This is a genomic window from Streptomyces sp. DSM 116793 (genome assembly GCF_057320905.1).
Window position 1 is genome coordinate 3600577 of sequence record NZ_CM170494.1, and the last position, 13389, is coordinate 3613965.

Annotated in this window: 12 protein-coding genes; 7 read left to right on the forward strand and 5 right to left on the reverse strand. The window is 73.6% G+C overall.

What is annotated here, in order from left to right; genetic code table 11:
- Positions 1-239: 239 nt before the first annotated feature.
- Positions 240-1109, reverse strand: coding sequence for an MBL fold metallo-hydrolase (locus ACSMXW_RS13980; RefSeq protein ID WP_485806575.1), 870 nt, complete (start codon positions 1107-1109; stop codon positions 240-242).
- A gap of 418 nt (positions 1110-1527) precedes the next feature.
- The gene (locus ACSMXW_RS13985; protein ID WP_485806577.1) at positions 1528-2268 is read right to left on the reverse strand and encodes an SDR family oxidoreductase; all 741 of its coding nucleotides are present in this window, start codon (positions 2266-2268) and stop codon (positions 1528-1530) included.
- Positions 2269-2451: 183 nt separating this feature from the next.
- Here ACSMXW_RS13985 and ACSMXW_RS13990 point away from each other — a divergent pair, with 183 nt between their 5' ends.
- The 3 genes from ACSMXW_RS13990 to ACSMXW_RS14000 all read left to right on the forward strand — a co-directional run bounded on the left by ACSMXW_RS13990 (position 2452) and on the right by ACSMXW_RS14000 (position 5300).
- A complete protein-coding gene (locus ACSMXW_RS13990) occupies positions 2452-3003 on the forward strand; it encodes a TetR/AcrR family transcriptional regulator (RefSeq protein ID WP_485806578.1) in 552 nt (183 codons plus the stop codon).
- 211 nt (positions 3004-3214) lie between these two features.
- Positions 3215-4069 carry an LLM class F420-dependent oxidoreductase gene (locus ACSMXW_RS13995; RefSeq protein ID WP_485806580.1) on the forward strand — a complete coding sequence of 285 codons (855 nt, stop codon included), beginning with the start codon at positions 3215-3217 and terminating at the stop codon, positions 4067-4069.
- A 373-nt stretch (positions 4070-4442) separates the two neighbouring features.
- Complete coding sequence (locus tag ACSMXW_RS14000; protein ID WP_485806582.1) at positions 4443-5300, forward strand: LLM class flavin-dependent oxidoreductase; 858 nt, start codon at positions 4443-4445, stop codon at positions 5298-5300.
- 125 nt (positions 5301-5425) lie between these two features.
- Here ACSMXW_RS14000 and ACSMXW_RS14005 read toward each other — a convergent pair whose 3' ends face one another.
- The 3 genes from ACSMXW_RS14005 to ACSMXW_RS14015 form a co-directional block, all read right to left on the reverse strand.
- Positions 5426-5779 (reverse strand): SCO4225 family membrane protein, encoded by a 354-nt coding sequence (locus ACSMXW_RS14005; protein WP_485806584.1) that lies wholly within the window; start codon positions 5777-5779, stop codon positions 5426-5428.
- Between the two features lie 570 nt (positions 5780-6349).
- Positions 6350-7126 (reverse strand): class I SAM-dependent methyltransferase, encoded by a 777-nt coding sequence (locus ACSMXW_RS14010; protein WP_485806586.1) that lies wholly within the window; start codon positions 7124-7126, stop codon positions 6350-6352.
- 79 nt (positions 7127-7205) lie between these two features.
- Positions 7206-7847, reverse strand: a complete 642-nt coding sequence (locus ACSMXW_RS14015) for a TetR/AcrR family transcriptional regulator (RefSeq protein WP_485808019.1) — start codon at positions 7845-7847, stop codon at positions 7206-7208.
- A 198-nt stretch (positions 7848-8045) separates the two neighbouring features.
- Between ACSMXW_RS14015 and ACSMXW_RS14020 the strand changes: the two genes are divergently transcribed.
- The 4 genes from ACSMXW_RS14020 (at position 8046) to ACSMXW_RS14035 (ending at position 13372) form a co-directional block, all read left to right on the forward strand.
- Entirely contained in the window at positions 8046-8996 is a 951-nt protein-coding gene (locus tag ACSMXW_RS14020; protein WP_485806588.1) for an ABC transporter permease, read from the forward strand.
- A complete protein-coding gene (locus ACSMXW_RS14025) occupies positions 8989-9813 on the forward strand; it encodes an ABC transporter ATP-binding protein (RefSeq protein ID WP_485806589.1) in 825 nt (274 codons plus the stop codon). Before ACSMXW_RS14020 ends, ACSMXW_RS14025 begins: the two co-directional genes overlap by 8 nt.
- A 135-nt stretch (positions 9814-9948) precedes the next feature.
- Positions 9949-10983: a serine/threonine-protein kinase gene (locus ACSMXW_RS14030; RefSeq protein ID WP_485806591.1), complete on the forward strand. Its 1035-nt coding sequence runs from the start codon at positions 9949-9951 to the stop codon at positions 10981-10983.
- 400 nt (positions 10984-11383) lie between these two features.
- Positions 11384-13372: a serine/threonine-protein kinase gene (locus tag ACSMXW_RS14035; protein ID WP_485806593.1), complete on the forward strand. Its 1989-nt coding sequence runs from the start codon at positions 11384-11386 to the stop codon at positions 13370-13372.
- Positions 13373-13389 lie beyond the last annotated feature (17 nt).

The window sequence follows — 13389 nt, forward strand, 5'->3', positions numbered from 1 at the left end:
GGTGTCCTTCGGGTGGGAACGCACGGAAATCGCTGGTCAGGTAGCATCCGCGCTCAGGCGGGGGCGTGGACGCGTCCCCCATGCGCCGGGGAGGTGTCCTCCACCGTAGCCCCCGGAGATCGTGACGGTGTCCCCAGGGATGGGTCGGTGGGCCGGAGGACCGGCTCCTCATGGTCCTGGTGCTCGGTGGCCGTGGTCGTGGTCACGCACGCCGGGTCTGGCCGAGCGCACCGGGGCCCTCACCACCGCACCGCTGTGAAGTCGACCGGCCGGGGCCGCAGCAGCCGGGTGCGGTCCGTGAGGGACCGCAGGCGTCGGGACATCTCGTCGGCGGGCAGTCGGCGACGGTCCCCGTGCCCGGGCAGGATCCACTCGAACCGCAGCTTTCCGGCCGTCCTGGCCAGGGAGGCCGCCAGTTCCTCGATGGAGTACCAGGTGACGCTGTCCACGACCTCCAGGTCGCCCGTCGTACGCGACCAGTAGATGCTGTCGCCGCTGAAGCAGTACCGGTCGTCGGCGAGGTAGAGGACGCTGCCGAGGGTGTGCCCGGGCAGCGGGTGGGCGGTCACGCCCTCGCCGACGTCCACCGGGGCGAGGCCCCGGATCACCTCGTCCGCGTCCGGCGCGGCGTCGAGGTCGCCCTCGTGGATCCAGAGCCGGGCGCCGAAGTGGTCGGCGTACCGGCGGCCGTGTGCGGCATGGTCCCGGTGGGTGAGCAGCACGTCGGTGACGCGGCCCGATGCCGCGTAGCGCCCGGCCAGTTCCGTGCTCCAGCGTGGCGTGTCGATCATCATCGCCGTGCCGGACGGCCGCAGCAGCAGGTAGGAGTTGGCCCCGGCGGTGTGCGGGGAGTTGTGCCCGCAGATCAGCACACCGTCGTCCAGCGCCAGCGGGAACGGGTCGGCCTCCTGGTCGAGCCGCCCGGACGGCGGCCGGATCGAGCGGGTGTGGCAGGCGAAGGCGGCGGCGTTCAGGCGCCGGGCCTCCGCCTCGTCGCGCGGCTGCCGCAGCACCCGCGACCTTCCCTCGGCCTCCCCGATCAGGCCGGGTGCGAGTTGCCGGGCGACATCGCAGTTGGTGCAGCGGTCGTCCACGTGCCACTGGTCCACTACGGACTCCTTCCGGGACGGCGGCCCCGTCCGGAACCGCCACCTCCGGGATATCCCAGCCGCCCCCGACATCGGTAGGCCCCCCTGGCCTTGTGCTTCGGCCGCGGGGCCACTCTCACGCCACGAGGGAGCGAGGGCCGGCAGGAGCCGGCGCGGGTCGGTGAAGTCGGCGGCACCGAACAAGCTGAATGCGACGTCGTAGTGCGCCGGGTGGCTGAGGAGATGGTGGTGCACGTCGGCGTGGACCAGGCACAGACGCGGGGCGAGGTGCCCGTACAGGTCGGTGGCGATGGCGTGCCGCGCAGGCGAGGAATCGATGGCGTCGACTTGGAGTGGGCGAGGTGGACGACCACGTGCGCGGCGTGGCGCGCGGCGCCGGCGCCGCCGCGATGGCGGGTATGAGGCGACCGCCGGCGCCTCAGCCCTGCGCCGCGGGCCGGATGACGATCTCGCCGATCTCCACGTCGTGCGGCTGCTCCACCGCGAAGGCGATGGCGCGGGCCACCGCCTCCGGCGCCATGCCGAGGCCGTCCATGGTGCGCCGGGCCTGGTCCCGGATCTCGGGGTCGTCGATGTAGTCGACGAGTTCCGTGCGGACCATGCCCGGGGACACCGCCGTCGTCCGCAGCACCCCGTCCGTGGACTCCTGCCGCAGCCCTTCCAGAAGGGTGCGGACCGCGTTCTTGGTCGCCGCGTAGACCGCCTGTGTGGGGACGATCTTCAGGCCGGACGTGGACACCGTCGTCACCAGGTGCCCGTGGCCCTGCCGCCGGAACACGGGCATCGCCGCGGCGATGCCGTTCAGCACGCCCCGGAGGTTGACGTCGACCATCGACGACCAGCCGTCCACGTCGAGGTCGGCCATGGGCCCGATCCTGGCGATGCCGGCGTTGCCCACGAGCACGTCGAGCCGGCCGAACTCCGTCACGGCCAGCGCGACGAGGCGTTCGAGATCCGCGGGCCGGGTGACGTCCGTGGCGCACACGGCGGCGCGCCCGCCGCGCGCACGGATGTCCCGGGCAAGTTCGTCGAGCCGTTCCGACCGGCGCGCGCCGAGGACGACGGCCGCACCGCGCTCGGCGAGCAACCGCGCCGTGGCCTCGCCGATGCCGCTGCTCGCTCCGGTGATGGCGACGACTTTGCCACTGATGTCTGACACGAAGGGTCTCGCTTTCGGTAATCCTCAGGGATGCGGATGGGATGCGGATGGGATGCGGAAAGGATGCGGAATCCGCAGGAGGTGGTGCGGAGAGTAAAGTGGACACGTGTCCGCTTACCTCCGACAGTACCGGACACGTGTCCGTTCAACCAGGCCGAGACTCAGAGGAGACCCGGAGGAGCGATGAGCACACCCCGTCGCCGCGCCGACGCGGAGGAGAACCGCGCGCGGATCATCGAGGCCGCGCGCACGGTCATGGCCGGCCCGGAGGAGCTGAGGCTGAACGCGATCGCCAAGCGGGCCGGCGTCGGCCAGGGCACCCTCTACCGCCACTTCCCGACGCGCGAGGACCTGCTCGCCGAGGTCTACCGGAAGGACGTCGAAGAACTCGTCGCGACGGCGCCGAAGCTGCTGGCCGAGCACGCGCCACTGGAGGCGCTGCGCCGCTGGTTCGACCGGGTGGTCGACTACGCACGGGTCAAGCGCGGGGTGTTCGCGGCGGTGGAGGTGGCCGTGTGGCAGGACCTCTCCGCGCACAGCCTCGGCCCGATCGGCGACGCGATCACCACGCTCCTGGACGCGGGCAGGGCCGACGGCACCATACGCACGGACGTCGACGCCCGTGACGTCATCATCCTGCTCGGCTACCTGACACGACTCGACGAGACCGAATGGGACACCCGCGCCCGGCACGTGCTCGACATCATCCTGGGCGGCCTGCGCCGCCAGGACTGACCCACCGAACGGGGGTGCCCCCCGAGCGCCCTTGCCATGGAGTGCGCTCCAGGTCGTACCGTGCGCAGCAGCATCCCGTGAGAACCGCAAAGCCACAGAGTCGTACCGAAGCCATCGGAAAGCCACGTCACGGACGCGATCGCTTCAGTCGGCACACCTTCGATCAGCCGACACACCACAGACCCGACAGGACGGACAGGAGCGTCATCCCATGGACCTGGGCCTTCACATCGCCGACTTCAACTGGAACGGCGGGACGCCGGAGATCGGCCCGACGCTCGCCAGGACCGTCCGGAACGCCGAGGCCGCCGGAGTCGCCCGGTTCACGGTGATGGACCACCTCTGGCAGATCCAGGGAGTCGGGGAACCCGAGGACCCCATGCTGGAGGCGTACACCGCCCTGGGCTTCATCGCCGCGCACACCGAGCGGGCGCTGCTGCACACCCTGGTGACCGGGACCGTCTACCGGCACCCCGGCATGCTCGCCAAACAGGTCAGCACCCTGGACGTGCTCTCCGGCGGACGCGCGGGACTCGGCATCGGGGCCGCCTGGTTCGAGGGGGAGGCCCACGGCCTCGGCCTGCCCTTCCCGCCCGTGGCGGAGCGCTTCGAGCGGCTCGACGAAACGCTCCGCGTCTGCCTGCAGATGTGGAGCGACGACGAGTCGGCGTTCTCCGGGACGCACTACCGGCTGGAACGCACCCTCAACCGGCCGCAGAACCTCAGCAGGCCCCACCCGTACCTGCTGATCGGCGGCGGCGGCGAGCGCAAGACCCTCCGTCTCGTCGCCCAGTACGCCGACGCCTGCAACCTCTTCCCGGGCCCGGAGGCGGCCCACAAGCTCGACGTCCTGCGGCAGCACTGCGACGCCGTGGGCCGCGACTACGACGAGATCGAGAAGACCGTCACCATGAACGTCACACCGGACAGCCGCAGGGGCGAACTGCTCACCCAGCTGGAGGAGCTGAGCAGCCTCGGCTTCACCACGGCCTACGTGTACGCCGCCGGCTTCCCCGACCCGGCCCCCGCCATCGACCTGCTCGCCTCGCTCATCCCCTACATCTGAGGGCGCCGAGCACCCGGATCTGACAGCGGAGGGCGCGGGGCCCGCCCTTGCTCCAAAGCGCGCCCCAGGTAGCGGCCCGGAACCGTCGTCCGGATCATCGGCGGCACGAAGGGGCACCGCTCGCCGGCAACCTGTCCGCCGTCGATGTCATCCTCGACGCCGACGCCGACGTCCCCGACGCCCAACCCCGTCGCCCGCCTCGATGCCGCCGGCGAGGTGCCGCCCGCCTTCCCGCACGCCCGATGCACGAACCGGCCGCCCAGGGCCTCGTCCACGGCGGCCTGTGGCCCGGCATCGGGGACCGCGGGTCGACGTACCGGCGAACCGCGACCGAGGTGTTGTGAGCGGGGTGCCGGGGCGGCAGCATGCGAGGGTGCGCTTCTCGATCAATATTCCGAACTTCGGGGACTTCGCCGACCCCAGGGCCGTGGCGCGCGTGGCCGCCGCGGCGGAAGAGGCCGGGTGGGACGGGCTGTTCGTCTGGGACCACGTGCTGCACCGGCGGCACGCCCGGCCCTTCGGGGACCCCTGGATGCTGCTGACCGCGGCGGCGCTCGCCACCTCGCGGATCAGGCTGGGCACGCTCGTCACCCCGGTGGCGCGCCGCCGGCCGCACCAGCTCGCCCGGCAGGTGGCCACGCTCGACCGGCTCAGCGGCGGGCGGGTGGTCTTCGGCGCGGGCCTGGGCGGCCCGATCGAGGACGAGTACGAGAGCTTCGGCGACACCGCCGACCCGGTGGTGCTGGCCGAGCGCCTGGACGAGGGCCTCGGACTGCTCCAGCGCTACTGGACGGGCGAGCCCGTGACGCACGACGGCCGGCACTACCAGGCCAGGGACGTGACCCTGCGGCCCGGCACCGTGCAGCGGCCGCGGCCGCCCGTCTGGATCGCCGGCTTCTGGCCCAACCGCCCGCCGATGCGGCGCGCGGCGCGCTGGGACGGCGCGGTTCCGCTGTTCGCCTCCGCGCGGCACGGGCACATCCCGCCCGTCGACGAGGTCCGCGACCTGGCCGCGTATGTGCGAAGGCATCGCGCCGAGCCCGACGCCCCGTTCGAGCTCGTCCTCGGCGGCGTCAGCCCGGTCGAGCCCCGCCGTGCTCGTGACGTGCTGGGTCCGCTGATCGACGCGGGGGCCACCTGGTGGGACGAGCGGCAGCTCCAGGAAGGGCCCGACCTGGACCGGCTCGCCCCCGTCCTGCACCGCGTCGAGCAGGGTCCGCCCGCGGTCTAGTGCCCTGGGCCCTGGGCCCTGGGCTCTGTCTCCTGGTCCCTGGCCCGTGGTCCCTGGTCCCTGGCCCCTGGCCCGTGGTCTCTGGCTCTTGGGCCCCTTGTCCCCTGCCCCCCTGACGGTGCTGATCAGGCGCGGGAGGCGCCTGCGGGGGCGTTGTGGCGGGATGACGGGCGGATCCTGCGGAGGGCGGCGCCGAGGAGCGCGGCGTTCGCGAGGGCGGCGACGGCGATTCCCGCCAGGAAGAGGGGCGTGGAAAGGGCGGGGGGTGTGCCGTCGGGCAGCAGCACGAGCAGGAGGCTGAGCGGGGCGGTCAGCAGCCAGGGCAGGGCGGCGGCCATGGAGGCGTCGGGGTGGGTGACGAGGAGGCTGTCGTAGAGGAAGAAGCCGGTCGCGGTGGCGACGGCGGTCAGGTAGGTACGGGACAGCCAGTTGGCCGTGGCCAGGGTGAGCAGGGCTCGGCTGCGGTGGTTGAGGTCCATGGTGTCCTCCGGTGGGCGACGCTTGCTGCGGTGTGCTAAGGGTGTCGTCCGCACGGTGGCGGCGGCGTCCGGGGACCGGCATGAGTACGGCTGCTCAGCGCGGCGGGCTGGTCTGTACTCGGGTGCCCTGAATCGAGCGCGGGGAACTACGCGGGGGCGAACCGGCTTTGGCGTGTGCGGGTTTTTTGGGACCGGTGCGCCTTAGGGTGCGTTTCGTTGTGGGGCGGGTGCTGTGGCGTCTGCGGGTTTCGTTGTGGCCGGTGCGCCTTCGGTTTCGTTGTGGGGCGGGGCCGCGGGCGGATATCCTCCCCCACTGCCTTAAAGGCGTGGGAGGTGCCCCCACGGTCCGGCGCCCTCCGCACACTGGAGAGTTCTCTGGTCGTGGCGCCGGCCTCCCCCAGTGCCTCAAAGGCCTGGGAGGTACCCCCAGGGCGGACATCCCCCCACGTCCCCTCACGTCTCGTCGGCGACCGCGGACCGGTGGGACCTGAGGTGACCACTTCTGGCGCCGGGCGTACGGACGGGCGCGGACCGGGTCGCCGGGGGCCGGCGGGTAAGGGGCCCCCGTACCTACCGGCGGGGCGGTGGGGTGTGGGCCGTGAGGGTCCAGATGCGGTGGGGGACCCGGAAGGGGTCCTGGGGGAAGCGGTCCCGCAGGAGGCGGGCGAGGTCCGCGTCGTACGCGGCGACCTCCGCCTCGGAGAGGCTCGCCCCGACGCCGTTGCAACTCCGCATCCGCCCCCGCCACGCCTCGTGCGTGAACGGCACCTCGATGTCGAAGCTGAACGTCTCCAGCCCCTGGAACCCGGCCGCGGCGACGTCGACCGTCCACTCGGCGTGGATCCCGGTGCCCCCGGCCATCGGCCACCCGGGATTGTGCGCGAGCACCAACTCCTCGCTGGCCTCGCAGACGTTGCCGGGCAGCACCAGGTAGTCCCGGTGGCAGATCACCACCGAGCCGCCGGGGGCCAGCAGCCGGCGCGCCTCCGCCGCGGCCCGCCCGCGGTCGAACCAGTGCCAGCACTGCCCCGCCGACACGACGTCGAAGGCCCCGCCGGGCAACCCGGTGTCCTCCGCGGGCGCGACCCGGTAGGCCACCTCCACGCCCGCCTCGGCATCCTGCCCCCGGGCCTGCTCCAGCAGTTCCGGGGAGATGTCGACCCCGGTCACCTCGCACCCCGCGGAGGCGAAGCCGCGGGCCAGCACACCGGTGCCGGTGCCCAGGTCGGCGACCCGCTGCCCGGGCAGGCCCACGCCCATCGCGGCCAGCCGGGCGAACAACTCCGGCGGGAACGCGGTCCGGTAGCGGGCGTAGTCCCTCGACGTCCTTCCGAAGTCCACTGTCATCGCACCAGGATGCGGCACGGCGCCGCGTCGGCGCCCGGCCGACGGGCGTGAACCGGGCGGTCCCGGCACCGCGGGCGCCCTACAGTGCCCGCAGTGCCGCCGCCGTGGCCGCCGCCAGCCGGGCCAGGTAGCCCTTGGGCTGCTTCGCCCTGACCACCACCGCCCGCCAGTACAGCGGGCCCGAGATGAGGTCGAGGGCGAGGTCCTCGTCCAGGTCGGCGGCGAGTTCGCCGCGCTGCGCGGCGGCCCGGACGATGCCGCTCGCCACGCTCGCCTGCCCCTCCCGGAGCGCCTTCTGCAGGGCCTCGGCCATGTCCGGGTTGCGCGCGGCCTCCGCCTGGAGGTCGGGGATGATCTGGGACGCCACCGGGTGCCGCAGCGCGCGGGCCGTCAGCTCGTACAGCAGTCTGAGGTCGCTCTCCAGCGAGCCGGTGTCCGGTGTCGGCAGCCCCTGCACGGCCAGCGCCGAGACCAGGTCGAGCACCAGGTGCAGCTTCGAGCGCCAGCGGCGGTAGACGGCGGTCTTGCCGACCCCCGCGCGGCGCGCGATGCCCTCGATCGACATCCGGGCGTAGCCGACGGCCGCCAGCTCCTCGAAGACCGCCGCCCGGATCGCCTCCGTCTTCTCCGCGCGCAGCACGGCCGCGCCCGCCGGCCGCCGCCGCGGCCGGGGCGCCCCGCCCGCCGGCTCGGCCGGGCCCTCGGGTCCGCTCGGCTCCATCGGGTCCGTGGGGTCGGTCGGGGAGGTCGTCATGAGGGACAGCATAGGTACGACGTTACAACGAAACGGTTGCGTTCCGACGGAGACTCGCTCTACTCTCGACGCTGCGACGATACGGAACCGTCGCGACGCATCGGTTACGACGTCGTGGACGGGGCCGGAACTCGTTCACCCCTCCCCGAGCGAAAGCAAACGGATGTGAGCCAGGTACTCCACACGCCGTCCTCCCCGGCGGAGCCCACCCCCCAGGGCTCCGGTGCGGCGGCCTCCACCCAGGCGGCCCTGCCCCCCGCCGAGCTCGCCGCCCGGTACGGCCTCACGGTCAGCGGGGCCCGGCCGGGCCTGCCCGAATACGTGCGCCAGCTCTGGCAGCGGCGGCACTTCATCACCGCGTTCGCCACCGCCAAGCTGACCGCCCAGTACAGCCAGGCCAAGCTCGGCCAGGTCTGGCAGATCATGACCCCGCTGCTGAACGCCGCGGTCTACTACTTCATCTTCGGCGTCCTGCTGGGCACCAAGCGGAACGTGCCGGACTTCGTCCCGTTCCTGGTCACGGGCGTGTTCGTGTGGACGTTCACCCAGCAGTCGGTGCAGACGGGCACCCGCGCCATCTCCGGCAGCCTCGGCCTGGTGCGCGCCCTGCACTTCCCGCGTGCGGCGCTGCCGATCTCGTACTGCCTCCAGCAGCTCCAGCAGCTGCTGTTCTCGATGTGCGCGCTGGTCGTGATCCTGCTCTGCTTCGGGGTGCCGCCGGCCTTCTCCTGGCTGCTGGCGATACCCGCGCTCACGCTCCAGTTCGGCTTCAACGCCGGGCTGTCCATGATCATGGCGCGGCTGGGCAGCAAGACGCCGGACCTCTCCCAGCTGATGCCGTTCCTGCTGCGCACCTGGATGTACATGTCCGGGGTGATGTGGAGCATCGACAGGATACTCGCGGGCCGCGACATCCCGGCGATCGTCAAACTGCTGCTCCAGGCCAACCCCGCGGCCGTCTACATCGACCTGATGCGCTTCTCGCTCATCGACAGCTTCCACGCCAGTCAGCTGCCGCCCCATGTGTGGGCACTGGCCGCGGGCTGGGCCCTGCTCGCCGGGGTCGGCGGGTTCATCTACTTCTGGCAGGCGGAGGAGACGTACGGCCGTGGCTGACACGAGGGCTCTCACCGGCACCGGGCCGCAGGAGGCCGCGCCGAGCGGCGAACCGGTGCCCACCGTGATCGTCGACGACGTCGACATCGTCTACCGCGTCAACGGCACCAAGGGCGGCCGGGGCAGCGCGACCGCCGCGCTCAGCCGGATCCTGCGGCCGGGCGCCGCCGCGAAGGCGTCGGGCGTGCGGACCGTGCACGCGGTCAGGAAGGTCTCGTTCACCGCCTACAAGGGCGAGGCCATCGGCCTGATCGGCACCAACGGCTCCGGGAAGTCCACCCTGCTCAAGGCGGTCGCCGGGCTGCTGCCGGTGGAGAACGGCCGGATCTTCACGAACGGCCAGCCCTCCCTGCTCGGCGTCAACGCCGCCCTGATGAACGACCTCACCGGCGAGCGGAACGTGTACCTCGGCGGACTCGCCATGGGCATGTCCCGCGCGCAGATCAAGGAGCGCTACCAGGGGATAGTCGACTTCTCCGGGATCAACGAGAAGGGCGACTTCATCACCCTGCCCATGCGCACCTACTCGTCCGGCATGGCGGCCCGGCTGCGGTTCTCCATCGCCGCGGCCAAGGACCACGACGTCCTCCTCATCGACGAGGCCCTCGCCACCGGCGACCACTCCTTCCAGCGCCGCTCCGAGGCCCGCATCCGCGAACTCCGCGCCGAGGCCGGCACGGTCTTCCTCGTCAGCCACAACAACAAGTCCATCCGCGACACCTGCGAGCGGGTGCTGTGGCTGGAGCGGGGGGAGCTCCGCATGGACGGGCCGACGGAGGACGTCCTCAAGGAGTACGAGGCGTTCACGAAGAAGTAGCGGCCCCGGCGGTTCCCCGCGCTCCACAAGAGGCGCGGGGAACCGCGCGCCCGGGGGTGCTCCGTACCATCCGGGTGCCCCCGCGCGGGAAGAGCCGCTACGCTCCGCTGAGCACCGCTCACCGGAGGGCAGCACATGGGCGCCGCACCCATACCCGTACCGCTCAGGATCGACGATCCCAGAGAGATCGCCGGCTACTTGCTGCACGCCCGCATCGGCCAGGGCGGCATGGGCACCGTCTACCTCTCCCGCACCCGCGGCGGCCAGCCCATCGCCGTCAAGCTGATCCGCAGGGAGTACGCCGCCGATCCCGCGTTCCGGGAACGCTTCACCCGCGAGGTCGCGGCGGCCCGCCGGGTCTCCGGCTACCACGTCATCCCGGTCGTCGACCACAACGCCGACGGCGAACGCCCCTGGCTCGCCACCCGCTACGTCCCCGGCGTCCCCGTGGACGTGGCGCTGGAGGCACACGGCCCGCTCCCGGTGGCCACCACGCTCCAGTTGCTGGCCGGCGCCGCCACCGCCCTGCACGCCGTGCACACCGCGGGCATCGTGCACCGCGACGTCAAGCCGGGCAACCTCCTGCTGTCCGCCGAGGGCCCCTGGCTGCTGGACTTCGGCATCGCCCGCGCCACCGGCGCCACGACGTTCACCACCAAGGGACGGCTGGTGGGCTCCCCGCGCTACATGTCGCCGGAGCATGCCCTGGGCCGCCCGGTCACCCCGGCGTCCGACGTCTTCGCGCTCGGCCTGCTCGCCGCGGAGGCGGCCACCGGCGAGCACCCCTACGGCGGCGGCAACGGCCTCGCGGTCGCCGCGCGCATCGCCGGCACCGACCGGGAACCGCCCGTCCTGGACGCCGTCCCCGAGCCGCTGCGCGCGATCGTCGCGGCCTGCCTCGCCGCCTGGCCCGCCCGCCGGCCCTCCGCGGCGGCGCTCGCCGAACTCTGCGCGGGGGCGGCACGCCGGGACGTGAGCGACTTCACCGACTGGCTGCCGGCGCCCGTCGCCGCGGAGGTCACCCGCGTCGAACAGGCCCTCACCGGCCTCACGGCCTTCGCCGAGGCCCCCACCGTGCGCTCCCTCCCGGCGACGGCACCGCTGACGGTGCGGGACCCCGAGTCCGGCCCGGACTCGGAGTGGTCCCGCCGGGTCCGCAGGGACCCGTAGCCGCGCCCGGCGGGAGCGGCGCCCCGGCCCACCCCGTGGCGGGGCTGTGTCCTCCTCCGCCACAGGCACATCGTGACCCCTCGCGCAGTTCCCCGTACCCCTCGGGGGCACCGGGGCACAGACCCCCGCCGGGGCGCCCGGGGTGGAGCCCCACGACCGGCGCCCGGGGCGCGGACCGCGTCGAACCCCGTACGACAAGGGAACCTTGACACCGCCCCAGGTGTCGTAAGCTCTGCATGCTTCGGGCGCCCCCACAAGGAGCGCTCCGCGACAGAGTCGGCATCCATCGGGGGAGGCTCCCATCTCTGGCAGCACTGGCGACATCCTGAGTCCCCTCGGCCCGCAGGACCCGCGCGAGGCCTCCGGCTACCGGCTGCTGGCGCGGATCGGCGAGGGCGGCATGGGCACCGTCTACCTCTCGCACACCCGCGGCGGTCAGCCGGTCGCGCTCAAGGTGATCCGGCGCGAGTACGGCCAGGACCCCGACTTCCGGCGCCGTTTCGAGCAGGAGGTGCAGGCGGCGCGGCGGGTGCACGGGTACCACATCGTGCCCGTCGTCGACCACGGCACCACCGGCGAGCTGCCCTGGCTGGCCTCGACGTTCATCCCCGGCATCCCGCTGCACGACGCCCTCGCGGCGCACGGCCCGCTGCCGCTGCCCGCCGTCTTCCAGCTGGTGGGCTGTGCCGCGCGGGCGCTGACCGCGATCCACGCCGCCGGTGTGGTGCACCGTGACCTCAAGCCGAGCAACATCCTGCTCGGCCCCAGCGGCCCCTACGTGATCGACTTCGGTATCGCACGCGCCGCCGACGCCACCCAGCTCACCCAGAGCGGCGGCCTGATAGGCACGCCCCAGTACATGTCGCCCGAGCACGCCCTGGGCGAGCCGGTCGGCCCCGCCACCGACGTGTTCTCGCTGGGCCTGATCGCGGCGGTCGCGGCGACCGGCCGCCACCCGTACGGCGACGGCGGCGCCATCACCGTCGCCGCCCAGATCGCCAACACCGCCCACCGCCCTCCGGACCTCTCCGGGTACCCACAGGAGCTGCGCGGCCTGCTGGAGCGCTGCCTGACCGCGGACCCCGCCGACCGGATCGGCACGGACGAGCTGGCCGCGCTCTGTCAGGCGGCCGGCGGCCGGCCCCTGAACGACCTCGGCGCCTGGCTGCCGGCGCCGCTCGCCGCGGAGATCGGCCGCCGTGAGGAGGCCGCCCGGACACCCCCGCCGCCCGCCGCGGCTCCGCCGCCGCCCCTGCCGCCCGGCCCGCCCGAGATGCCCGCGGCGGCACCGCGGGTGCCCCGGCCCCCGGCAGGCGCGCCGCCCGTCCCCCCGTCGGCACCCGCCCAGCCGCCCGCCGCCGCGCCCGGGCCCGGGCCCGCCGCGGGCCCGGGCCCCGCCTACGGCTATCCCGCCGCGCCCACTCCCCCCGCGGAGGCCGCGGGCCCCGGGTACGGCTACCCGCACGCCGCAACACCCCTCTCGTCCACCGGGTTCGACGCGACCCGGCAGTTCGGCACCGGCCCCGCCGCACCGGGCGCCGGCGGGCCGGGCGCCGGCGGGCCGGGCGCCGGCGGGCCGGGCGCCGGCGGGCCGGGCGCCGGCGGGCCGGGCGCCGCGGCCGCGGGCCCGGCGGCCGCGGGCCCGGCGGCCGGCCCACCGCAGGGGCCCGGCACCGCGGCCGGCAACCCGCCCGGACGACGCCGGCGCCGCGGGCGTACCGCTCTGCTCGCCGCCGTCCTCGTCATCGCGGTGGCGGCCGGTTCGGGTACGGCCGTCTGGCTGCTTGGCAAGGGCAAGGGCGACGACACCGCCGCCCACGGCGGACGGGGCGGCGGCAAGCAGACCGCAGGGCCCGCGCCCGGCAGCGCGTCCCCCGGGGGCGACCGCTCGGCCGGCCCCGGCCTGAGCGGTGGGCCGGGCGACTCCGGCACGGGCTCGGCGTCGACCCCGCCCGCCGACGCCACCTACAAGGTGATCTTCAAGGGCAAGCCCCTCACCATCCGCACCCCGGGCGCGTACGACACCACCGACGTCGACCTCGACGAGCCGAAGCTGGACACGAAGGGACAGATGGACGACAAGATCGCGGACTTCAGCGTCTCGTCGTTCGACAGCAACTGGGAGTTCTCCACCACATTCGGCAAGAGCGCCGGCGACACGCCCCAGGACTGCGTCACCGGCGCCGGCACGGACGCGCTGCCGAGCGAGATCGACGCCGGCGACATCGGCCGGAAGAACAGCCTCCTCAACGAGGGCGACCGGTTGTGCACGGTCACCCGGGACGGCAACCTCGCGATGTTCGAGATCACCAGCGTCACCCCTGCCGAGTACGACTCCGAGCCGCCGACGGTGGTGGGCAGGGTCACCCTCTGGTCGATCGACTACTGACCCCGGACCGCGGGGGC